At 46.5% G+C, this 20,660-nt stretch carries 22 protein-coding genes; 15 read left to right on the top strand and 7 right to left on the bottom strand.

The genetic code is table 11. The features are described 5' to 3' along the window. Positions 1-43 precede the first annotated feature (43 nt). Genes rfaF through IEV89_RS13540 form a run of 5 tightly spaced genes read left to right on the top strand, consistent with a single transcriptional unit; the run spans position 44 to position 5,489 of the window. Positions 44-1,093, top strand: a complete 1,050-nt coding sequence (rfaF, locus tag IEV89_RS13560) for an ADP-heptose--LPS heptosyltransferase RfaF (protein ID WP_188474059.1) — start codon at positions 44-46, stop codon at positions 1,091-1,093. Beyond that, on the top strand, positions 1,093-2,058 hold the full coding sequence (rfaC, locus tag IEV89_RS13555; RefSeq protein WP_188474058.1) for a lipopolysaccharide heptosyltransferase RfaC: 966 nt from the start codon (positions 1,093-1,095) through the stop codon (positions 2,056-2,058). Before rfaF ends, rfaC begins: the two co-directional genes overlap by 1 nt. Beyond that, positions 2,055-3,221 (top strand): glycosyltransferase, encoded by a 1,167-nt coding sequence (locus tag IEV89_RS13550; RefSeq protein ID WP_188474057.1) that lies wholly within the window; start codon positions 2,055-2,057, stop codon positions 3,219-3,221. Before rfaC ends, IEV89_RS13550 begins: the two co-directional genes overlap by 4 nt. A 23-nt stretch (positions 3,222-3,244) precedes the next feature. After that, entirely contained in the window at positions 3,245-4,516 is a 1,272-nt protein-coding gene (locus IEV89_RS13545) for an O-antigen ligase family protein (RefSeq protein WP_229746481.1), read from the top strand. Next, a complete protein-coding gene (locus IEV89_RS13540; RefSeq protein ID WP_229746480.1) occupies positions 4,494-5,489 on the top strand; it encodes a glycosyltransferase in 996 nt (331 codons plus the stop codon). Before IEV89_RS13545 ends, IEV89_RS13540 begins: the two co-directional genes overlap by 23 nt. A 21-nt stretch (positions 5,490-5,510) precedes the next feature. Here the strand turns inward: IEV89_RS13540 and IEV89_RS13535 are convergent, their stop codons facing one another. Continuing rightward, on the bottom strand, positions 5,511-6,608 hold the full coding sequence (locus IEV89_RS13535; RefSeq protein ID WP_188474055.1) for a glycosyltransferase family 9 protein: 1,098 nt from the start codon (positions 6,606-6,608) through the stop codon (positions 5,511-5,513). After that, complete coding sequence (locus IEV89_RS13530) at positions 6,601-7,566, bottom strand: polysaccharide deacetylase family protein (protein ID WP_188474054.1); 966 nt, start codon at positions 7,564-7,566, stop codon at positions 6,601-6,603. The genes IEV89_RS13535 and IEV89_RS13530 overlap by 8 nt, the downstream gene beginning before the upstream one ends. Before the next feature lie 226 nt (positions 7,567-7,792). On the opposite strand from IEV89_RS13530, the gene rfaQ reads away from it, so the two are divergent. From rfaQ to IEV89_RS13515, 3 genes are read left to right on the top strand one after another with little or no spacing between them, the layout of a single operon-like run. Beyond that, a complete protein-coding gene (gene rfaQ / locus IEV89_RS13525; protein ID WP_229746479.1) occupies positions 7,793-8,875 on the top strand; it encodes a putative lipopolysaccharide heptosyltransferase III in 1,083 nt (360 codons plus the stop codon). Beyond that, positions 8,872-9,999: a glycosyltransferase family 4 protein gene (locus IEV89_RS13520; protein ID WP_188474053.1), complete on the top strand. Its 1,128-nt coding sequence runs from the start codon at positions 8,872-8,874 to the stop codon at positions 9,997-9,999. Before rfaQ ends, IEV89_RS13520 begins: the two co-directional genes overlap by 4 nt. A 2-nt stretch (positions 10,000-10,001) precedes the next feature. Then, positions 10,002-11,102 carry a glycosyltransferase gene (locus tag IEV89_RS13515; RefSeq protein ID WP_188474052.1) on the top strand — a complete coding sequence of 367 codons (1,101 nt, stop codon included), beginning with the start codon at positions 10,002-10,004 and terminating at the stop codon, positions 11,100-11,102. Between the two features lie 28 nt (positions 11,103-11,130). Here IEV89_RS13515 and IEV89_RS13510 read toward each other — a convergent pair whose 3' ends face one another. Beyond that, positions 11,131-12,144 carry a glycosyltransferase family 9 protein gene (locus tag IEV89_RS13510; RefSeq protein ID WP_188474051.1) on the bottom strand — a complete coding sequence of 338 codons (1,014 nt, stop codon included), beginning with the start codon at positions 12,142-12,144 and terminating at the stop codon, positions 11,131-11,133. Between the two features lie 123 nt (positions 12,145-12,267). Between IEV89_RS13510 and waaA the strand changes: the two genes are divergently transcribed. Genes waaA through coaD form a run of 3 tightly spaced genes read left to right on the top strand, consistent with a single transcriptional unit; the run spans position 12,268 to position 14,807 of the window. Further along, on the top strand, positions 12,268-13,545 hold the full coding sequence (gene waaA / locus IEV89_RS13505; RefSeq protein WP_188474050.1) for a lipid IV(A) 3-deoxy-D-manno-octulosonic acid transferase: 1,278 nt from the start codon (positions 12,268-12,270) through the stop codon (positions 13,543-13,545). Next, complete coding sequence (locus IEV89_RS13500; protein WP_188474049.1) at positions 13,545-14,315, top strand: glycosyltransferase family 2 protein; 771 nt, start codon at positions 13,545-13,547, stop codon at positions 14,313-14,315. Before waaA ends, IEV89_RS13500 begins: the two co-directional genes overlap by 1 nt. A gap of 6 nt (positions 14,316-14,321) precedes the next feature. Continuing rightward, complete coding sequence (coaD, locus tag IEV89_RS13495) at positions 14,322-14,807, top strand: pantetheine-phosphate adenylyltransferase (RefSeq protein ID WP_188474048.1); 486 nt, start codon at positions 14,322-14,324, stop codon at positions 14,805-14,807. 12 nt (positions 14,808-14,819) lie between these two features. On the opposite strand, the gene mutM is transcribed toward coaD, so the two are convergent. From mutM to radC, 4 genes are all read right to left on the bottom strand, one after another. Beyond that, complete coding sequence (mutM, locus tag IEV89_RS13490; protein ID WP_188474047.1) at positions 14,820-15,629, bottom strand: bifunctional DNA-formamidopyrimidine glycosylase/DNA-(apurinic or apyrimidinic site) lyase; 810 nt, start codon at positions 15,627-15,629, stop codon at positions 14,820-14,822. Between the two features lie 125 nt (positions 15,630-15,754). After that, the gene (rpmG, locus tag IEV89_RS13485) at positions 15,755-15,922 is read right to left on the bottom strand and encodes a 50S ribosomal protein L33 (RefSeq protein WP_004392084.1); all 168 of its coding nucleotides are present in this window, start codon (positions 15,920-15,922) and stop codon (positions 15,755-15,757) included. 11 nt (positions 15,923-15,933) lie between these two features. Further along, positions 15,934-16,170 carry a 50S ribosomal protein L28 gene (rpmB, locus tag IEV89_RS13480; RefSeq protein ID WP_004953342.1) on the bottom strand — a complete coding sequence of 79 codons (237 nt, stop codon included), beginning with the start codon at positions 16,168-16,170 and terminating at the stop codon, positions 15,934-15,936. A gap of 267 nt (positions 16,171-16,437) precedes the next feature. Continuing rightward, a complete protein-coding gene (radC, locus tag IEV89_RS13475; protein WP_188474046.1) occupies positions 16,438-17,142 on the bottom strand; it encodes a RadC family protein in 705 nt (234 codons plus the stop codon). Between the two features lie 155 nt (positions 17,143-17,297). Here radC and coaBC point away from each other — a divergent pair, with 155 nt between their 5' ends. The 4 genes from coaBC to IEV89_RS13455 all read left to right on the top strand — a co-directional run. Next, on the top strand, positions 17,298-18,515 hold the full coding sequence (coaBC, locus tag IEV89_RS13470) for a bifunctional phosphopantothenoylcysteine decarboxylase/phosphopantothenate--cysteine ligase CoaBC (RefSeq protein WP_188474045.1): 1,218 nt from the start codon (positions 17,298-17,300) through the stop codon (positions 18,513-18,515). After that, positions 18,493-18,951: a dUTP diphosphatase gene (gene dut, locus IEV89_RS13465; protein ID WP_188474044.1), complete on the top strand. Its 459-nt coding sequence runs from the start codon at positions 18,493-18,495 to the stop codon at positions 18,949-18,951. The genes coaBC and dut overlap by 23 nt, the downstream gene beginning before the upstream one ends. A 184-nt stretch (positions 18,952-19,135) precedes the next feature. Then, on the top strand, positions 19,136-19,732 hold the full coding sequence (gene slmA, locus IEV89_RS13460) for a nucleoid occlusion factor SlmA (protein WP_188474043.1): 597 nt from the start codon (positions 19,136-19,138) through the stop codon (positions 19,730-19,732). A gap of 116 nt (positions 19,733-19,848) precedes the next feature. Further along, the coding region (locus tag IEV89_RS13455) for an IS4 family transposase (RefSeq protein WP_188474042.1) at positions 19,849-20,660 on the top strand (812 nt) is incomplete at its 3' end.

Below are 20,660 nucleotides of genomic sequence, written 5' to 3'. Positions count from 1 at the left end.
GCGTTGAGTAAAGTTGAAGCGTTAGCTGAAGGATGAGTACGGAATGAAAATGCTGGTCATTGGCCCTTCTTGGGTGGGCGATATGATGATGTCGCAAAGTCTGTATCGGACCATTAAGGCCATTGAGCCAGCGGCAGAGATTGATGTCATGGCGCCGGCGTGGTGCCGGCCATTGCTTGAAAGAATGCCGGAAGTCAGCCATGCGTTGCCGATGCCTTTGGGCCATGGTGCGCTAGAACTTGGCGCACGACGCCGTTTGGGCATTGCATTACGTGACAAGCATTATCAGCGCGCCTTCGTGTTGCCGAACTCTTTCAAGTCGGCGCTGGTACCTTTCTTTGCTCAGATTCCTCAGCGTACGGGTTGGCGCGGCGAAATGCGTTACGGCTTGCTTAACGATTTGCGCGTATTGGATAAGCAGGCGTTCCCACTGATGGTTCAGCGCTATGCGGCGTTGGGCTATGCAGCACAGCAGATAAAATCCGCCGCCGACTTACCTCAGCCGTTACTTTGGCCACAGTTGCAGGTCACCAATGCAGAAGCCATAACAGCGCGGGAATCTTTTGCGCTCTCCATTGACCGTCCGCTGATTGGATTCTGCCCCGGGGCTGAGTTCGGCCCGGCCAAGCGCTGGCCACACTATCACTACGCCACGCTGGCAAAGCAACTTATCGCTGCGGGTTATCAGATAGTGCTTTTCGGCTCGGCAAAAGATCACCCTGCTGGTGAAGATATCCGTTTGGCCTTGACAGAGCAGGCCCAGGGATTTTGTATGAATCTGGCCGGTAAAACCTCGTTGGATCAGGCTGTTGTGCTGATTGCCGCTTGTCAGGCCGTGGTCAGTAATGATTCAGGTTTAATGCACGTTGCGGCCGCATTGAACAAGCCATTGGTGGCGCTTTACGGGCCAAGCAGCCCTGACTTTACACCGCCACTGAGCCAGCATGCCAAAGTCATTCGTCTCATCAGCGGCTATCATAAGGTGCGCAAAGGCGATGCCGAACAGGGCTACCATCAAAGTCTGATCGATATTCAACCCGAAGTGGTTTATCAGGAACTGTTACAACTTTTGGCTGCAGGAAAGGAGCAGTAATGCGGGTATTGATCGTTAAAACATCGTCAATGGGCGATGTTCTGCATACGCTTCCAGCTTTAACCGATGCAATGAATGCCATCCCGGGTATTTCGTTTGACTGGGTGGTGGAAGAAAATTTCGCACAGATCCCCAGTTGGCATCCGGCAGTAGACAACGTAATCCCGGTAGCTATCCGCCGCTGGCGCAAAAATTGGTTTGGTTCTGAAACTCGCCAACAACGCTGTGATTTTAAAAGAGAATTACAGTTACGCACCTATGACGCAGTCATTGATGCACAAGGCTTGATTAAAAGTGCTGCGCTGATCACCCGCGTTGCCAAAGGCAAAAAGCACGGTCAAGATGCAAAAAGCGCGCGGGAGCCTTTCGCCAGCTGGTTCTTTAATCAGCGCCATGACATCGACAAAATGCAGCATGCGGTTGAACGTACCCGCGAACTTTTCGCTAAAAGTCTTGGCTACGAAAAACCCGCAACACAGGGCGATTACGCTATCGCCTCACGCTTTCTGTCTCACCTGCCCGCTGATGCTAACCGTTATCTGGTGTTTCTGCATGCCACAACCCGCGCCAACAAGCACTGGCCAGAAAGTCACTGGCGCGAGTTGATTGGATTGCTCGCCAATCGGGATATCATCATTAAATTACCGTGGGGCGCGGAACATGAATACCAGCGAGCACTGAGGCTTGCCGAAGGTTTTGACCATGTTGACGTGTTGCCGAAACTCAGCCTGCAGCAGGTAGCTGAGATCTTGGCTGGCGCAAAAGCGGTTATCTCCGTTGATACCGGTCTGAGTCATCTCACGGCAGCCCTCGACCGTCCCAATGTCACACTCTACGGCCCCACCGACCCGGGTTTGATTGGGGGTTATGGGAAAAATCAAATATCATTAACTGCTGATGATAAAAATATGGCCAGCATTTCCCCTGATTCAGTCATCGCAGCAATGGAAGGGGTACTTCGATGAAAAAGCTGCATATTATCAACTTAGAAAAAATGGGCGGTGTTGAACGCCTTTTTCTGCAATATGTTAATAATGACACCGACAATTTCAATGAGATTCTGTGCATTAATAGTCAGGTCGGCAGTGAGATTGAGAAGAAGCTCGCTGGTAAAAAAATCACTTACGCAAACCGAATATTAAATGCTTTTCCAACACGCTACCCTCAGTTCTTGCGCAAATTTGTGTTGAAACGCAAAATCGAAAAAGCCAACGCAGACGTTATTATTGTTTGGGATTTAGTGCCCGTTTTGTCCGCAAAACCTGCGCGCGGGAAATTGGTCTATTATGACCACGGGTGTTCGTGGCGTTATCCGAAAAACCGCAAAACATTGGTTTTTTTCTCCATGCTCGATGGCGTGATATCGGCTTCATGGGCTTCAAAAAGGGTGATGGAACTTCGCTTCAATCTGCCTTTATTGGTCGAAGTATTACCAAATCGTATTCTGACACCCTCAGGGATTCACCTTGGACCGAAAGTACTACCTGAAACACTCAGGATCGGCACAGCATCAAGGTTAGTCACTCTAAAGGGCATTAGCGTTTCACTGCTTATGATGCAGGAACTGATTAGACGCGGACATAAAGTCCAGTTGGAAATCGCGGGCAAAGGTCCCGACCGACCGTATTTTGAGACTCTGACGAAGAAATTACAGCTGACTGATCATGTGACATTCACAGGTTTCCAGGAGAATGTCGCCGATTTCTTCAACCGAACTGATATATACATGAGCACGCCAGTGACTGAACCTTTCGGCTTGTCCTGTGCCGAATCACTCTATTACGGCGTACCCGTGATTTTTCCTCTCGTTGATGGGCAGCCAGAGGCAGTAAAAAATAATGAATGCGGAATAGGCTTAACACCAAAAATAAGTATAGAGGAACATGAGAGACTGACTGGCGTGCACGTCGATTTTCCTTATGATGTGTATGACCCTATTCAGGACAAGCTTGTTAAACCAAAATTGCTTTGCCATATAGATTGCGCAAACGCGGTAGAGCAACTGATGCAGAACGATAATTATCAGCGCATGCGTGAGAGCGCCCAAAAGTTAACCACTGACGCGCTCGATTACGCCTCGTTTAAAGCACAGTTTGAAGTAATATTAACCCGCTATATAGCATCCTAATAAACTAACTGGAATGAATATTGATGTTTAGAAGAGAAACGCCCCATCCGGTATTTAGCTATCTTATCTATTTCGGGTGCTTAATCAGTTTTTTTACTATCTCCTTCAATTGGAGTCAGGGCCGCAATGTTTTCTTAGTTAGCAGTTATCTGGCTTTTATTGCATTAATATTTAATTTTAAATACTACACCCGAAGAGTGGATTTGCTTTGGTCGCCACTTCTTTTTGTTGCCGTTGGACTGGGTAGCGTTCTTTGGGTCGCGGCTTACAAGCAGCCTGGAGAGTACATCAATCTATACCGTGCTTTTATGGTTACGGGTAAATTGCTTATTGCTACAGGTTTCGTGCTATTAATTGCACTTAATGAGCGTGTTGATTTCAGTCGCCTCGTTAAACCGGCTTTATTACTGCTCGGTGTGATTGTTAATTTATATGTTATATATCATAGTATTAAGCAAGGTGATATCCGTAGCGAGTTGAACTTTGACCGCGCCACCGTGGCTGCATACATTATTTCCGCTATTGATGTGCTAATGCTTTATACACTGCTTCATATCAATAAGAAATATCGCATAATCCTGTTCATATTAGGCTTTTCGATAAGCTATATTGCGCTAATCTATACGCAGACACGCGCCGCCATCCTTGCATTCCCTGTTATTAGCATCATTATGTTTCTTGCTGATAAAAATATAACAAAAAAACAAAAATATATTTCTTGTCTCTCAATAGTAGTCTTAATTTTACTTAGCGTATTTTTCCTGAAAAATATCATTGAACAGCGTATTGAATCATTCAAAATGGATATGAATACACTGTCTCAGATACAGCCTCAAAGGGAAAACTCTGTTGGTTCGCGGATCTCGATGTTTAAAGCCGGGATAATGACCGGTAATCAACATATTTTTGGTCAATCCGCAGAACAGCGAGGAGCTGAACTCACCGCGATAGTGACTGAGTATCCCCTACTTTCTGGAGTACTGACTTATGCTAACGTACATATGCATAATGAGTTAGTTGATACCTATTCGCTACGTGGCGTTTGGGGGGGAATACTGCTATTAGCTTTGTATTTATCTCTACTTTTACTCGCCGTAAAAACGCAAAAAAATACTGCACTGCTGGCAATAACTGTGACTATAATCGTCTATGGTTTAAGCGATGTGCTGTTCTTCAGCTCTGAAGCTACCGGGATATTCGGGCTTGCTGTTATTTTCAGCATTTTGATCGGTAAAAATGTCTCCACGCAGGGTAAGATTGCGGGCAGCCAGTATGAGTATGATAAAAAAGACTAAACAGCCACTGCTGTCGATCATTGTTCCATTCCATAATAATGAAAAATTCATTATTGAAGCTTTACAATCATTATTTGAACAAATCAATGATGAAGTGGAAGTGATCATCATCGATGACGGTTCTGATGATAATTCGAACATGCTGGTCGAAAATTTTCTTGGCCAGCAGCATTTCGAACGCGTTTCTTTCTTCAGCCAGGTTAACCAAGGTATCGCCGAAACGCGTAACGTTGGCTTGCAAAAAGCGACCGGTATCTATGTAACCTTTTTAGACGGTGATGATATTCTTAGTCCTGTCTACTACTCAACCCTGGCACCTTCTCTGCGCAAGGGTGAGTTTGATATCATTGACTTTAATTTCCGTGAGTTTAGCGAGTTTCCTCCAACTGATGAAGTCAGCGAGAATATCAGCTGCACGCCTTATGATTTCAAAAGTTCAGAGATTGATTGTCTAAAACCTATTTTTGAACGCTCTAACTGGCATTTATGGAGCCGAATATTTAGACGTGAGTTATTAAAAGGTGATACGTTCGTGAAGGGACGCAGATACGAAGACGTAATTTTCACGCCATTTCAATATTTCAAAACGAAAAAAATCGCCCATATTGATGAGCAACTCTATTTCTATCGAATTAATGAGTCCGGTATAACGAGAAACATTAAAAATAAAGATATCGAAGATATCCTTTTTGCCATGTATAAAATGCTCTATTTCATTAAAACACATGAAAATGATGCTGAAATAGCTAAATTAGTTTCACCCATGATAGAAAATTGCTTTATTGAAGTTAAGAAAATGACCAAGAAAATTTATGGCTATTATTATTACCCTCCTGCAACGGTAAAACTTTTTAAATTAGCTGCAAGCTTATGTAAAAATACATCCCTCTCTCGAAGAAAATATTTTCAGATGAAGTACCCACTTGTAGATACTTACATCTCAAAAATAAACTCGATTTTAAAAATACGATAATTCACTACTAATAGAAATATCTCAGTTCCTGGACAGACCTAGATGGGCAACCAATTCAGAATAAATACGCTCCGGTTGAATGACGCCCATAGGGCTAATCGCTTCCATAGGAAGAGTATACCCCATTCGAGAAACTTGAATAATGCGATGTAATTCAGTGTCTTGGATAGGACCAGTAGATCGTGAATCCGCAGTGACGAAAAGACTGATGGTTTTTGTTTTAACCGCAACGGCAAGATGTAATGGCCCTGTGTCACCGGTGACCAATACATCAAAACCATCTATGGCAGTAATCAGTTGCTGCAAATCGGTTTTTCCAATCTTGTTATCAATGATTGCTCTTGTTTTATCAGAAATTTGTGCAAGCATTTCATTGCCGCGGGCCGTATCTGTTCCCCCGCCAATTAATATGATTCTAACATTGGGATGATTATCTGATAATATATCGGCCAATTTAGAAAAATGAGCAACGGGCCAACAGCGGGACTCGGTTGAAGCACCTATTTGCATGCCAATGACGATATGGTCAGAGTCTTTTTTACCAGGCTCATAAGGTGAGGGGATTTCCATAGCAACATTATTAGTGTCGCAACCTAAAATACTGACCAACTCCAGTTTTCGCTCGACAAAGTGTCCGTAGTAGTTAAATACATAATTAGAAAGCCACTCTTCCAGCCCGCTAATACCATTCATGTAATTATCTCTAATGATATATTTAACACCGGACATTACAGCACTTATGACATCGTAGGGTAGATGTGAATGCAGTATTAATGCAAGATCAGGTTGGTGTTTTTTCAGAGATTTAATCAGCGCAGGTAGCGATTTAACTTTATTATCCCAATAAACTACGCGGTCATAATAGGTACCATTACCGACCAATTCTTGATTTTTCCTGTGCGCAACCAGAGTGATATATGCGTCAGGATATCGCTGTCTTATTGACCGGATTGCAGGTGTGTTAAACATGAAGTCACCTAATGCCGTCGTCGAGTAAATCACGATACTCTCAAAATGGGTCTGGCTATTAAGCGTCGATCTATCCAGCAATCTACCCTGTCTGGCCACATAACGGCGCAGGAACCAATTGGATAACTTTACTTTCCACTTTTTAGACATGTTGTTCCACTTTCTTCTGATAATATTCAGCCAGTGTCATACCGACAGTTTGCTCACTCAGCCATTTAAATAGGCGTTCCAAGTCCCGATACAATCCTTCAATATCTTCCTCGGTTTTAAATGTCGGGCTTCCGCCAGGCATGAACTCGGAAGAGTGCAGCATAAATTCTATATAATCATTCCCTTGCGCCAAAGAACGTTCAGCCACAAGCTTCATTTTTTCCAGATTGTTGCCGGATGGTCGCAACCAATGCACTGACGGTGAACGCTTTTTACCACGCAGGTTGTCATAACCTTGCTTAAGCACATTCATCAGCCCTGAATGTTTATACTGGATACTCATTGGCACTTCCAGCAGTGGTGAATGGCCCGCGTTGGCAATATTCGTCGGATCGATGAAATACGCTTGCGATGGGAAATGGCGATAGTCGGTGCCCCCACGGCCCTGCGGATCACCAGGGGAATATTGCCAGTTAACACGAGGTGTGACAGAGCAATCCACCTGATAGCCATATTCCAATAATAACGAGGCATAAAATTCGTTAAACGCCCAGCGCCCAGCTCTGTGGCTAAGAATCTTAGTCTGGAAGGCATCTTCCAGCAGCTTTGTCATGTGATCGACCTTGGCTCGAATTTGATCGGCAGGAAACTCGATCAGATAGGGTTTGTGCCGCCAGTCGTCATCGGTCAAAGGCAAAATGGGTGGACTATTCCAGGCATGCAGGTGCATTCCTACCTCTCCAGCACCACGAGCTATCACATCACGAGCAAATTCAACGTATTCTGCATCCGTCGCCATTTCATAATTAGTCAGGTAAACCGGCTTGAAGCAATACTTCTCACAAAGCGTCTGAAAACGTGGCAGAAAACGCGTGTTTTCTGTCAGGATCTGCTGGTGATTCTGCCAAAGATTGTCACCTTCGGTATCAATAGTGATGATAAATGCGGGTTTTGTCATAAAGCTTGCCTGATTGAGACTCATTAGATTCAACTGCCAGTTACCGATTTACATAGTACAAATGCTCATCACCCGGATGAAGGCAGGAAACGGATTGGACAACGTGTTACACCGTTTGGTGTCTATTCTTTGGTATTTCACCGCACAAGGCAAGAAAGGCGTCGAAGTATAGCCACATCCCTTACGCTCCTTTAGAATCAGGGTTTGATTTCTCAGATAGTGATGAATGATGACAAACGCCACAACCCTTAAAACCATCGCGCCACCCCGGCGTATTCTCATCATTAAGCTGCGACATCATGGTGACATGTTGCTGACAACACCGGTCATCAGTACGTTGAAACAACACTATCCCGACGCAGAATTAGATATGTTGATGTATCTTGAAACGTGGGAAATGTTGGCAAGCAACCCTTTGCTAACCACTGTTTTTACCATTGATCGCACCTGGAAAAAGCAGGGGAAAGTTACCCACATACGTCATGAAACAATCCTGATCAGACGCCTTATGGCGCGCAAGTATGACCTGGTGATCAATCTTGCCGATCAATGGCGAAGTGCTCTGGTGGCAAAACTGACTGGAGCCCCCGTCAGAATTGGTTTTGATTTCCCCAAACGTAAAAATAGGCTGTGGCAAAACTGCCATACCCATTTAGTCGATGTTACCTGTCACAACGAACTGCATACTGTAGAACAGAATCTCTCCATTCTCACCCCTCTGCATCTCACCCCGCAGGTTAGTCAGGTGACAATGAGCTATTCTCTGGAGGACCAGTCGAAGGTAGAGCAACTCCTTAGCGATCGTAACATCAACGGTAATTTCGTTGTCGTTCAGCCTACCTCCCGGTGGTTATTTAAATGCTGGACTGATGAAAAAATGGCTAAGGTCATTACGGCTTTGCAGGCCGAGGGCGTCTGCGTCATCCTCACCAGTGGTCCGGCTGAAAGCGAGTTGAAGATGATCGCTCGAATACTTGCCCTGTGTCCCCAGGAACATGTCCATTCTTTAGCCGGACAGTTAACGCTGCGACAATTAGCCTCGTTGATTGATAGAGCCGCCTTATTTATCGGTGTTGATTCAGTACCTATGCATATGGCTGCGGCATTGAAAACACCGCTGGTTGCGCTATTTGGTCCTTCGAAGCTGATCTTTTGGTCACCGTGGCAGGCCGTTGGACAGGTTATCTGGGCCGGCAATTATTGTAAATTACCTGACCCTGACGCTATCAACACTCACACCGCTGAACGCTACCTGGATGCGATTCCTGTTCAACCCGTTATCGATGCAGCGAGAAAATTACTGCCATGAAGCATTTTAGACTGGCGTTAGTCCGCCAAAAGTACCGCCCAGATGGTGGCGCTGAACGGTTTGTCGCTCGTGCGCTGGAAGCATTAGAGGGTGAGGATCTGGATTTAAATGTCATTACCCGCGAATGGCTAGGTGAGACCAATCCCAATTGGCACATTCATCTCTGTGATCCCATAAAATGGGGACGAGTAAGTCGTGAGCGGGGTTTTGCAAACGCAGCGCGTCAGATATGGCAGAGAGAAAAATACGATATTGTACAGAGCCATGAGCGCATTGCCGGATGTGATATCTATCGCGCCGGTGATGGTGTTCATCGCCATTGGCTATTGCAACGAAGCCGTTTACTACCACAATGGCGCCGTCAATTATTGATGGCCGATCGCTTCCATCGTTATGTCATGCGAGCAGAGCAGGAGATGTACGCAGCCCCTGAGCTTAAAGCTGTCATTTGTAATGCGCAGATGGTTAAAAAACAGATCATGGCAGACTTTGGCCTGGCCGAAGAAAAAATCTCCGTTATCTATAATGCTATCGACAACCAGAAATTCTTACCCGCCGCCGAGAGTCTTCGTCATCAACTTCGCCAGCAGTTTCATATTCCACAGACTGCACACTGCATGATCTTTGTAGGCTCAGGTTTTGAACGCAAAGGATTGGAAGCGGCTATCCGCGCGACGGCATTGACCGAAAGTATGCTATTGGTTGTAGGCCAGGACAAAGATGAAAAACGCTATCGCGCCCTGGCGAATACATTGGGCTGCGTGGACAGAGTGCGCTTCGCCGGCGTACAAAAGCACACACTGCCATTTTATCAGGCTGCCGATGCTTTACTGTTGCCGACACTTTACGACCCGTTCCCAAACGTTATTTTAGAAGCGATGTCCTGTGGTTTACCGGTGATTACCAGTACAACTTGCGGCGGTTCCGAGTTTATTGTGCAAGGCGAAAATGGCTTCGTCTGCGATGCCCTTGATGTAAAAACATTGGCGGAATCAATTCGTGCCCTACCAACGTCATTATTTGATTCAGGCATGTCACTTGCTGCGAGGACAAGAATTATGAAAGAAACACCAGCGCGTCTTTCAGAACAGCTTATTGACCTCTATAAAAGAATATTGGATTGACTATGCGGATTTTAATTATTATTGATGGTTTACCTGGCGGTGGGGCTGAAAAAGTTGTACTCACCCTATGTCAGGGTATGCAAAAATCAGGCGTTGATATCACGCTTATTTCACTTCGCGATGTCTGTCACTACCCGATACCTGAGAAACTGAACTATAAAGTTGTTGTTGATCATTCACGAACCCCGTGGCGCAAACTCACCGAACTTTCGCGTAGAGGAAAACAACTGGACAAAGCGGTATTAGAAATTGAGAACGAACGCGGCCGCTTTGATATGATCTTATCTAATCTGCATAAGACTGATCGTATTGTTATGAAAAGTAGTCTTTATTCCTCGGACCGCCTGTGGTTCTGTATCCACGGAATTCTTTCAACAACCTATTTAGGTCATCGTAAAGGGCTAAACCGCTGGAATAAGCGGCGAAAAATGGCCAGCGTCTATGAACAGAAAAATGTGGTCGCTGTTTCTGAGGCGGTAGGCGTAGATTTACAAGAAAACATATTGGCAAATCCACGTAATGTTCAAGTTATCAATAATCCTTTCAATATTGCTGAAATAAAAGCCATGGCTGAGCAACCTTGTGATATGGCTGGTCAGGAATACCTACTTCATGTAGGTCGTTTCCATGTGCAAAAAAGACATGATCGCCTACTTGAAGCCTATGCAAAAACAAAGCTACAAGTACCGCTCGTGTTAATCGGTACAGGAAGTGATATTTATGTTAATAAAATAAAAAATTTAGCTGAAAAATTAAATATTGCCGACCGCGTGATCTTTGCAGGGTTTAAAGAAAACCCATTCCCTTACATTAAACATGCCAGGCAGTTAATTCTAAGTTCAGACAGTGAGGGTTTCGGTAATGTGCTTGTAGAGGCATTAATTTGTGGGACTCCAGTGGTAAGCACCGCTTGCCCTGGTGGGCCCGTTGAAATACTGAAGAACACCGGAATGCATAGAGGGCTTGCTGACGTCGATACACAATCCCTCGGTCAAAAGATTGTCGAAATATATAATAACCCACCAGATATTGACCAGAGTTTACTGGAGATATATGGCATTGATTATATTTGTAATAGGTATAAAGATCTTGCGAAAAAATAATAAAAAGGGCGGTTAATCCGCCTTTTATTTATTTTATTTCTGATAAGGACTGCCAGGCTTCATCAATAGTAATGTCCATACATTCCCCTGTTGGGGTCTGCAATATCCGGTATTCCCCTGACCACGGATGCCAAGCCTCTTTGTCGGTATCACCGAAAAATACCACCAATTTTTTATGTAATGCCGAAGCCAGATGCATTTGCCCGCCATCACTACAAAGTATGGTGCTGCATTGTTCAAAACCACCGATAAGCTCACGAACAGATCCCGTAGGATATAAAGCGACACGATCACTTTCACATAACGCTTTTAACTGTTGAGCACGCGCCAGATCACCAATATCATCAGGTGATAGAGTTCCTTGAGGTGACCAAAAAATCAAAACTCCGCAACGGTTTTCAGCGGTCATTCTGCGAATAATTTCGGCGTAATTCTCTACTGACCAACGTCTTTTAGGGCTGCGACTACTAATGTGCACCCCAAAGATATAATCACAATTAGTTAATAACTTTTCACGCTTATGTTTTGCGGTCAGAATTTCTTCATTGGTAGGGAAAACGTTAACGTCAGGAATGGATATATTCTCGTGACTAATTGATTTCAAGTAACTAAAGGTTTTTTCGACCTGATGCTTACCGGAGAAATCGGCCTCAGTATAAGCAGACGTGATCCCTTTAATACCTGAAGCAGCGCCGATGATATTTTTAACTCCGGCCATTTTAGCCATTCTCAAACTGTATTTACAAGGCGTTGGGTTCGCCAAAATTACCGCGTCAAAGTGAATAGACCGTAGTTTGAGGAATATGGCGGCACGCTCAAGATAGACACCCAGTGCTGTTTGATTTTTCGCGCGATGCTTAGCTTTCCTATAGACATACGTTCGATAAATATAAGGGTTATTCTTAATGACATCCTGACTCACTGAATTAATAAGCAGATAAACATTTGCCATCGGATAGGCTTTTTTCACACCTTCAATCAATGGCGTAGTACAAACTAAATCACCAATATTATCCCGCCGAATAATCAGTATGTTTTTCATTCTATTCCCGTTGACGATATCATCATTATGCCCTTATCGAACGTCGAAATCGCGCAAGGTTAGCGCCTTTCACCCTTAGCTATGATACTATTCCTGATACCCCATATAAATGAATTTTAAAGCATGTTACTGCGTTTATATCAGGTATTAGTTTACCTTATCCAGCCTCTCATCTGGATCCGTTTACTTTTGCGTAGCCGAAAGTCACCAGCCTATCGTAAACGCTGGGCAGAGCGCTATGGCTTCTGTAAAGGCAAGGTCGTTCCAGGCGGAATCATGCTGCACTCCGTTTCAGTTGGCGAAACATTGGCAGCAATTCCTCTGGTTCGTGCACTTCGCCATCGCTACCCTTATTTACCCATCACCGTAACAACCATGACCCCCACGGGTTCTGAACGCGTTCAGTCAGCTTTCGGCAAAGACGTACACCATGTCTATCTCCCTTATGACCTGGTCGGTTCGGTCAACCGATTTCTCGATGAAGTTAACCCTAAGCTGGTTATCATTATGGAAACCGAGCTGTGGCCTAATCTGATCATCGCGTTACATAACCGTAAAATTCCTTTAGTGATCGCCAATGCGCGCCTGTCTGAACGCTCGGCCAAAGGGTATAAAAAGCTTGGTGAGTTCATTCGTAAAATTTTACAACGCATCACGTTGATCGCCGCTCAGAATGAAGAAGATGGCGCCCGTTTCATTGCGCTCGGTCTTAAACGCAACCAACTGGCGGTCACCGGTAGTCTGAAATTTGATATCTCAGTCACGCCTGAGCTGGCGGCAAAAGCCATTGCCCTTCGCAGCCAGTGGGCGTCGCGACGCCAGGTATGGATTGCAACCAGCACGCACGATGGTGAAGAGACATTGCTTCTCGAAGCTCATAAAATGTTGCTGAGGACCCACCCTAATTTATTGCTGATTCTGGTGCCGCGTCACCCGGAACGCTTTTCTGTTGCACGTGAGTTAACGCAAAAAGCCGGTCTCACCTTCATTCAACGCAGCACGAGTGAAATCCCTTCGGCTTCGACGCAGGTTGTTATCGGCGACACTATGGGCGAGTTAATGCTGCTGTATGGCATTGCCGACCTGGCATTTGTTGGCGGAAGCTTGGTTGAACGCGGGGGACATAATCCGCTTGAGGCCGCTGCCCATGCTATTCCCGTGCTGATGGGCCCCCATACCATTAACTTTAAAGATATTTGCGCCAAACTTGCGCAGGCCGATGGCCTGATCACTGTCACTGATACCGCGTCGCTAGTGAAAGAAATTTCCACCTTGCTGACTGACGAAGATTACCGACTCTATTATGGCCGCCATGCCGTTGAAGTTCTTCGTCAGAATCAAGGGGCGTTGCAGCGCCTCCTGCATTTGCTGGAACCTTACTTGCCGCAACGGAGCCAGTGATGACGGATAAAAAATGCCTTTCAGTCGTGCTTATCGTCCGGAATGAAGCAGAGCTACTGACCGACTGTCTGAGTTCGGTCTCTTGGGCAGATGAGATTATCGTACTTGATTCAGGCAGCACCGATGCAACAGAAGAGATCACGCGGCAGTTCGGTGCGAAATTCTATCAAAATACCGACTGGCAAGGTTTTGGTAAACAGCGCCAACTGGCTCAGCGCTATGCGACGGGTGATGTTATTTTGATGATCGATGCTGATGAGCGCGTCTCACCTGAACTTCGCCAATCCATCGAATCAGTATTGCAAAATGTAGATAAAAACCAAGTATATAGCTTGGGCAGACTTAATCTGTTTCTTGGGCGGTTTATGCGCCACAGTGGCTGGTATCCTGATCGTGTAAACCGTTTATACTGCGCGAAGCATTTCCGCTATAACGACGATCTGGTCCATGAATCATTGGCTATTGGCAACGCTGATATCGTGCCACTTAAAGGCGACCTGTTGCATCTTACTTGTCGTAACTTCTTTGATTTCCAGCGTAAACAACTTAGTTACGCCGAAGCCTGGGCAAAGCAGCGCCATCAACAAGGCCGCTATTGCAGCTTCTTCTCCATCATCAGCCATACCCTGGGTGCTTTTTTCAAAACGTGGATACTACGGACAGGTTTTCTGGACGGGAAACAAGGTTTGATTCTGGCTGGGGTCAACGCGCAATATACCTTTAACAAATATGCCGCCCTGTGGGCGCTGAGTCATCAACTGCAGAAGTGAGCTAACATGAGCACTAAAGCGATTTATCCCGGCACCTTCGACCCCATGACTAATGGTCATGTAGATTTAGTCGCCCGCGCAGCGCTGATGTTTGATCACGTGATTCTGGCTGTAGCCGCCAGCCCAAGTAAAAAACCTCTGTTCACACTAGACGAACGCGTTGCACTTGCCACCGTCGCCATCTCGCATCTTCACAACGTTGAAGTCATTGGCTTTAGTGATCTCATGGCCACCTTTGCTAAAAACAATAATGCGACAGTATTGGTGAGGGGATTGCGGGCAGTATCAGATTTCGAATATGAGATGCAACTGGCTAATATGAACCGACATTTGATGCCGACACTGGAAAGCGTATTCATGATGCCGTCAAAAGAGTGGTCCTTTATCTCTTCGTCACTGGTGAAAGAAGTGGCTCGTCACGGCGGTGATATCAAACCCTTCCTTCCAGACAATATCACTCAGGCATTACTTAAAAAAATAACCGAAGGCTAACGTTGCGCGCACTCATCTCTGGCACTTAGGGCAGAAGAAAGTGGTTCGCTGGGCCTGTTTTTGACTCAGGATCGGCGTTCCGCAGACCCGACAAGGCTCCCCGGCTCGGCCATAAACCTGTAACTCTTGCGCAAAGTAACCTGGTTTACCATCAGACTGAAGGAAATCACGCAGCGTGGTGCCTCCCTGCTCGATAGAGCGCAAGAGTACGGCTTTGATGGTCGCGACCAGCAGTGCAACGTCGTCGTGTGTCAGTTGGTTGATGGGTCTTGAGGGGGATATCCCGGCAACAAACAGTGATTCACTGGCATAGATATTTCCCACCCCTACCACGATTTTGTTGTCCATCAACCAGGGTTTGACCGGTGATTTCTTGTTGCGTGATTTCTCAAACAAATAATCGGCAGAAAAGTCCTCACTCAACGGTTCTGGGCCAAGATGTGCCAGCACACTACTTGTCGCTAAATCCTCACACCACAACCACGCACCAAACCGACGTGGATCGGTATAACGCAGCACATAGCCGCTTTCCATGACTAAATCGACGTGATCATGTTTTCCAGCTTCGGTCTCTTCTCGCAACATCCGTAAACTGCCTGACATCCCGAGATGAATAATTATCCACCCAGTGTTTAACTCCACCAGCAGATACTTCGCCCGACGCTGAACGCTGATCACCAACTGATCACTCAGGGCAAGGATTTCTTGTGAAACCGGCCAGCGCAGGCGGGAATTACGCACGATGGCATGAACAATAGTATGTCCGGCCAGGTAAGGCTCGATACCTCTTCGGCTGGTTTCTACCTCAGGCAATTCGGGCATAGTTTCTCCTACAGAAAATCATGAAAAGCACACAGCGTAGCCGTAACAATACTTAAGAATACGGATACTCAGAAATCAGGCAATAAAAAACCCGGCCGAAGCCGGGTTTTATTAATCCACTAAAATTATTTAATTTTAGCTTCTTTGTAGATCACATGTTGACGGACAACTGGATCGAATTTCTTCAGTTCCAATTTTTCCGGCTTAGTGCGCTTGTTCTTCGTAGTGGTATAGAAGTGACCAGTACCAGCAGAAGAAACCAGCTTGATCTTCTCGCGAACACCTTTAGCCATGATTCAGTTCCTTAATACTTCTCACCGCGGGTACGCAGATCGGCCAAGACCGTCTCAATACCCTTCTTATCAATAACACGCATACCTTTAGCAGATACGCGCAGAGTTACAAAGCGCTTCTCAGCCTCAACCCAAAAACGGTGTGAGTGCAGGTTTGGCAGAAAACGGCGTTTGGTCGCGTTCATTGCGTGGGAACGGTTGTTACCGCTCACCGGGCGCTTGCCAGTAACTTGGCAGACTCGGGACATGTCTATATCTCCAAAAATCAAATCAGCTCGAGCTTCGTATAGGGTATGGCCGCCTCGTCAGGCTTTTAGAGCCCATCTCAGCAAACTCCACTGAGAACCGACTCACTGTCGTCAGGTAAAAAACCAAATCATCAGGTATGAAACCTGCTGAGATAGGCTCTTAACGCCAAACCCAAGATTCTCAAAGGTGGCGTAGTATACGCTCTGTAGCGTAAGTGCTCAAGTCCCGAACAACTAAAGATCCTTAAGGATCTTTAAAAAAGAAGTCTAAATCCAACCGCGCTCGGCAAAAGAGACCGTTTCTCCGTGACCTATGACCAAATGGTCAAGTACACGAATACCCAACAGTTGACAGGCTTTTATTATCTGTTCGGTCACCCGAATGTCCATTGCGCTGGGTTCAGCAACACCGGACGGGTGATTATGCGCCAGAATGATAGCTGCCGCATTAACCTTCAGCGCCTCGCGAACAATTTCGCGAGGATGAATTTCTACGCTGCTAATGGTACCAGTAAACATCTCCTCATGGCGAATAGCGCGATGTTGATTGTCGAGAAAAAGTACCAAAAACACCTCTCTTTCACGGTAAGCGAGAATATTTTGCAGGTATTGTTGGAGGATTAGCGGATTTAACAGCGCACTTTCACTGGAAATATGGCTGGCATGACACCGCCGTGATAGTTCTGACACAGCAGATAACTGCACATACTTCGCCAGGCCAAGACCTTTAATGGCATTCACCTCTTTGAACTCCGCCAACATGAGATGGTGCAGTGAGCCAAAGTGCTCGATCATGCTTTTAGCCAGTTTCATCACATTGACACCTACCCCTCCCGTGCGTAAGAAAATAGCGAGTAACTCAGTGTCTGATAATGCTCCGGCACCCAATTTCAGTAATTTCTCTCTTGGAGCAAGTTCTCCTTGCCAGATATCCTTATTCTTTTTCACGCGCTCTCCTTGTTGCGACAACATACTGCCACACCCTGCTACATCTACATTTATCGTTTTTTCTACCTTGCGAGGCATCGCGCAAATAATTAATTATCCACCATCAAGCGGCACCAGATGCTGTCATCAATCGGCGTTATGCTAAAATGTCGCTTCTTTCTGCTTGGAATCGGACAATCATGATGACGGGGATCTCCGGCAAACATATTGTGCTCGGTGTTAGCGGCGGTATCGCTGCTTATAAAGCACCTGAGTTGGTACGCCGCTTGCGCGACAGAGGCGCTGACGTGCGCGTGGTCATGACGGCTGCAGCTAAATCGTTTATCACGCCGCTCAGCTTGCAGGCAGTGTCCGGGTATCCAGTGTCCGATGACCTGCTTGACCCTGCGGCCGAAGCGGCCATGGGACACATTGAGTTAGGTAAATGGGCCGATCTGGTCCTGATTGCGCCAGCAACAGCGGATTTACTTGCCCGCCTAGCCGCGGGTATGGCCAACGATCTGCTGACAACTGTCTGTCTGGCGACGGCCGCGCCCATAGCCGCCGTTCCCGCCATGAACCAACAAATGTACCGGACTGCTGCTACGCAGGAGAACCTGCACCGCCTGGCCCAACGCGGCACGTTACTATGGGGACCGGATAGCGGCAGCCAAGCCTGTGGCGATATCGGACCGGGCCGCATGCTTGACCCTTTAGTGATTGTCGAAATGGCGAATGAACATTTTTCCGCGTGCAAAGATCTGACCCACCTGAATATCATGATCACCGCAGGCCCAACCCGCGAAGCACTGGATCCAGTAAGGTTCATCACAAACCACAGTTCAGGAAAAATGGGATTTTCTATCGCCAAAGCGGCCGCAGCCAGGGGCGCTCACGTCACGTTAATTGCAGGACCGGTAACACAACCGACGCCAGCCAACGTCACTCGGGTAGATGTGGAGAGCGCACTCGACATGCAACGCGAGGTGCAATCCAGCATCATGTCTCAGCACATTTTCATCTCCTGCGCGGCGGTTGCTGATTATCGTGCTGAGGTCATCGCAGATGAAAAAATCAAAAAACAAGGCGATGAGATCACACTAAAATTGGTGAAAAACCCCGATATTGTTGCCGGCGTTGGTGCAATGAAAAGCCACCGTCCTTATGTTGTAGGGTTTGCCGCAGAAACCCAGAATGTGGAAGAATATGCACGGCAAAAACGGGTTCGTAAAAATCTGGACCTAATTTGCGCCAACGACGTTTCCATTGCGGGGCATGGTTTCAACAGTGATACCAATGCTTTGCAACTTTTTTGGCAGGAAGGAGAGACCGTTTTACCCCTGAGTGATAAAACTCTCCTTGGCCAACGTTTACTCGATGAGATTGTCAGCCGTTATGATGAAAAAAATAGACATTAAAATTCTCGATCCGCGTATCGGTTCAACTTTCCCATTACCGGCTTATGCCACACCGGGTTCTGCGGGGCTTGATTTACGTGCCTGTCTTGATGCGGCCGTTGAATTAAAACCTGGTGAAACCAACCTATTACCAACGGGTCTGGCTATTCATATCGGTGATGCTAATCTGGCAGCAGTTATTTTGCCTCGTTCGGGTCTTGGTCATAAACATGGTGTAGTGTTAGGTAATCTGGTGGGTCTGATTGACTCGGATTATCAGGGCCAACTGATGATTTCCGTCTGGAACCGTAGCAAAACAACTTTCATCATTGAACCGGGTGAGCGCATTGCTCAGATGGTTTTTGTGCCAGTCGTTCAGGCCGAATTCAATCTGGTCGAAGACTTCGAAAGCAGCGAACGTGGCGAAGGTGGCTTTGGCCATTCAGGACGCCAATAAGAACCTGTTCAGGCACCGCGTTGCCCGCGATATTGAACAGATCCTTATCACGACCAGACCACATTGTAATACCCCAAATAATTGGAAGGTATTGAACCAATAAGCCGCAGGATCTCTATGATTCATGCGGCAAGCGTGTGGTCTCTTATGTTTTAAGCCGTTTTTAGCAAGGGTCTATTCAGACATGGCAGAAAAAGAAACTACCAAAAGGAACCGGCGTGAGGAGATTTTGCAAGCGCTAGCGCAAATGCTCCAGTCCAGCGATGGCAGCCAGAGGATCACTACGGCAAAGCTTGCCGCTAATGTTGGGGTATCTGAAGCTGCACTTTACCGTCATTTTCCCAGTAAAACGCGGATGTTCGATAGCCTGATTGAATTTATCGAAGACAGTTTAATCACTCGAATTAACCTAATTTTGCAGGATGAGAAGGATACACTAAACAGACTTCGTTTGATCCTGCTGCTCATTCTGGGCTTTGCGGAACGCAATCCTGGCCTGACACGCATCATGACCGGACATGCTTTAATGTTTGAGCAGGATCGCTTACAGGGGCGCATCAATCAGTTGTTTGAACGCATTGAGGTGCAGTTGAAACAAGTGCTACGCGAGAAGAAAATGCGCGAAGGTAGTGGCTACAGCTCAGATGAAAGCTTGCTGGCAAGCCAGTTATTGGCTTACTGCGAAGGAATGTTATCGCGTTTTGTACGTTCGGAATTTAAATACCGCCCAACTCAGGATTTCGATATTCGTTGGCCGCTAATCGCCGCTCAATTGCAGTAAATCGATATGCTGTACGAGAAAAGGGCCTTCCGGCCTGAGGGCTCCCCATAAATAAAGACAGGCATAGAAGGTTGTGATCTACTTAGTGTTCCACCAAAAAGTAAGGTCTCCCCTCTATGCCTGCTTCTCAAGTTTGCCACAGATTCTTTAGTCAGTCCCTCCGCTCGATACATCAGTATCGCAAAAACGCTCTGCTAGATATGACCGTTGCATTGACTCGCGGCGCTTCTCTTTCCCTCACCAGTATCGGCAGATTTCTGCCCGGAACAGCGCGCGTTAAACACAAAATCAAGCGTGTCGACAGGCATCTCAACAACGATTTGATGTTTAAGGATATTCCTGCCATTTATCAGCAACTGGTTTCCCGCCTGACTCACAGTCTTCCGTTTTGTGTCATTGCAGTTGACTGGAGTGGTTATCCGTCAGCGGAACTCAGTGTGCTGCGGGCAAGCCTGCTATGTGATGGCAGAGCCATCCCGCTGGTGAGTAAAGTTATTTCCTCCCGCTTTCAGAACAACTCCACCGTTCAGAACGACTTTCTTGATCAGATGGCTGCCGCTATCGGCAAAGATAAACAGGTCATCATCGTGACAGATGGCGGATTTCGCAGCAGCTGGTTCCATCATATTCGTTCTCTGGGCTGGCATTTTGTCGGACGCGTAAGGGGAAGCCTGTATTTTCAGATAACCGGTGGTGAAGAGTGGCAAATGGCACGGGATATTGCTTCAACAACGAAGCCAACCTATCTGGGCTTTGGCCGGCTGGCACGTAACGCTAGTCGGGATTGTCTGGGGCATTTTTATACAGTGCATAAGCGAGCGACGGGCAGAAAAGGCAACCAGCGTTACCCTAGAACGGACAAGATGTATCGTAAGAATGCACGGGAACCGTGGCTAATTTTTACCAGTCTGATGGGTTATAAACCACA

The sequence above is a fragment of the Hafnia psychrotolerans genome, from assembly GCF_014639435.1.
In the GTDB taxonomy this organism is placed as follows: Bacteria; Pseudomonadota; Gammaproteobacteria; order Enterobacterales; family Enterobacteriaceae; genus Ewingella; species Ewingella psychrotolerans.
The sequence above is the reverse complement of the archived record's forward strand: the minus strand, read 5'-3'. Positions and strand labels throughout refer to the sequence as shown.